The 2,234-nt window shown below is 39.1% G+C and carries 3 protein-coding genes; all 3 read left to right on the top strand.

Annotated features, from left to right (window positions below):
* A partial coding sequence (locus EG2_RS18075; protein ID WP_169793146.1) for an HNH endonuclease signature motif containing protein occupies positions 1–405 on the top strand: 405 nt, incomplete at its 5' end.
* 182 nt (positions 406–587) lie between these two features.
* Positions 588–1,481, top strand: a complete 894-nt coding sequence (locus EG2_RS18070; protein WP_060815713.1) for a conjugal transfer protein — start codon at positions 588–590, stop codon at positions 1,479–1,481.
* A gap of 116 nt (positions 1,482–1,597) precedes the next feature.
* A partial coding sequence (locus EG2_RS18065; protein ID WP_060815711.1) for a TetR/AcrR family transcriptional regulator occupies positions 1,598–2,234 on the top strand: 637 nt, incomplete at its 3' end.

The raw sequence follows: 2,234 nt of genomic DNA, 5'->3' as shown, positions 1-2,234 counted from the left end.
TATACGCCTGAAGGTAGGCTGTTTATTCATCAAAGATTAAAGATGGATATGCATACCGTTTATTACCTGCTGGAAAATTCCAATCCGAATAAGTCTGTAGAATTTAACGATAATCGAATCTCTCTGTTCATAGCCCAACAAGGAAAATGTCATGTTAGTGGTGAAAATTTATCAAAAGATAATATGGAAGTTCATCACATTAAGCCGTTATCACTTGGTGGGAATGATAACTATAAGAATCTTGTGATTGTTACAAAAGAAACACACAAATTGATTCATGCGACTAAAAGAGAAACGATAGTTCATTATTTACCTTTGGTATTAAAAAAGGAAAGATCATTGGAAAAGCTGAATAAATTACGTGCTTTAGCTGGGAATAGTGAAATAGAAATGAATTACTGTTGATGGAACGCCGTGTGAGGGGAAACTCTCATGCACGGTGTGAAGCGGGGGAAAAGATGGAGATAACCTCAAAGTCTTACCTATCGCTATCGATAGGCTACGCCGATTTGAACAATAGCTACTGGCAACAGCACCTTATCGGGGCTGGCAGAATTAAGCAATAAAAAGAAAGGAATGAAAATATCATGTTCAAGAAGAAAGAAAAACCGATAAAGGAAAAGAAAGTCCGTACTATGAAAGTGGGGACGCATAAGAAGTCCGTCATTGCCCTCTGGGTGGTGCTTATCGCAAGCGTGAGCTTTGGTGTGTATAAGAATTTTACGGCTATCGACCAGCACACCACCCATGAGGTAGAAACCATACAGCTACGACTTAACGATACCAACGGGATAGAAAATTTCGTGAAGAATTTCTGTAAATCCTACTACACATGGAGCAACAGCAAGGAAGCAATCGAAGCAAGGACACAGGCTATCAGTGCCTATCTGACACAGGAATTGCAGGATTTGAATGTTGATACCGTGAGGACGGATATACCGACCAGCTCCACGGTCACGGACGTGATTATCTGGGATATAGAACAGTCTGGGGAGAACGCTTTTTCTGTTACCTATGAAATAGATCAACAGATAAAAGAGGGCGACCAGACAAGAAATGTATCAGAAACCTATACTGTGACCGTTCATGTGGACGCTGACGGGGATATGGTTATCATACAGAACCCGACCCTTGCCCCTGCTATGGAGAAATCCAGCTATGAACCAAAGGCACAGGAAGCAGACAACAGCGTGGACGCTGATACAGCGGGTGACGCTACGGCGTTTCTGGAAACATTTTTCAAGCTGTACCCTACCGCTACGGACAAGGAGCTTGCCTACTATGTAGAGGGAAACGCCCTTGAACCGATAAACGGGGACTATCTCTATTCCGAGCTTGTCAATCCTGTATTCACGGCTGACGGCGACAACGTGAAAGTTAAAGTAGCTGTAAAATTCATTGACAATCAGACAAAGGCGACACAGGTATCACAGTATGAGCTGACGCTTCATAAAGATAATAACTGGAAGATTATTGGATAAAGTGATAAAGACTTGCAACATACAAAGTATGCTCTGCAAGTCTAATTTCTATTGACAGGGGTAAAATCATCATATATACTATATACAGACCAACGGTTTGTATATGGAGGTGAATTATGGCACGAAATAAATATCCAGAAGAAACAGTAAAGCTAATCTTAGATGTATCAACTAGACTGTTTTCTGAAAAAGGGTATGACGATACTTCATTGCAAGATATTATCAATGAAACAAAACTTTCTAAAGGAGCAATTTATCATCATTTTAGTTCTAAAGAGGATATATTGAAAGCGATTTTTCATCGACTCGGAAATGAAAATGCAGAAATATTTGCAAAAATAAGAGATGATAGTCGCTTAAGTGGAATTGAAAAATTAAGAAAGATATTTCAAACGGCAGTATTCCACTCTAATCAAAGTGTATTACTTACAGTATCTCCCTGTTTGCTGAATAATCCACGATTTTTGGCAATGCAGATTGAACAAATATATGAGCTGATAGCTCCGCAATTTGTAGAACCGATTTTAACAGAGGGTGTTAAGGACGGCTCTATAAATATTGAAAATCCGCATGAAATTGCAGAAGCAATTATGATACTAACAAACGTATGGCTAAATCCTTTGGTTAAAATGACTGACACGGAGGGTATGAAAAAAAGGTGTGATACTTTTAATACTCTTTTAAAAGGATTGGGTATAGACGGCTTGCTTGATAATCAGACAATTTCTGCTTTTGTTCAACTTTGCAATAAGA

It is taken from the genome of Enterococcus gallinarum NBRC 100675 (assembly GCF_001544275.1).
In the GTDB taxonomy this organism is placed as follows: domain Bacteria; phylum Bacillota; class Bacilli; order Lactobacillales; family Enterococcaceae; genus Enterococcus_D; species Enterococcus_D gallinarum.
Note: the sequence above shows the minus strand (reverse complement) of the source record. Positions and strands in the feature narration are given on the sequence as shown.

Coding starts and splice junctions, on each gene's coding strand:
- EG2_RS18070 (WP_060815713.1), top strand. CDS start 588: ATGTTCAAGAAGAAAGAAAAACCGATAAAGGAAAAGAAAGTCCGTACT.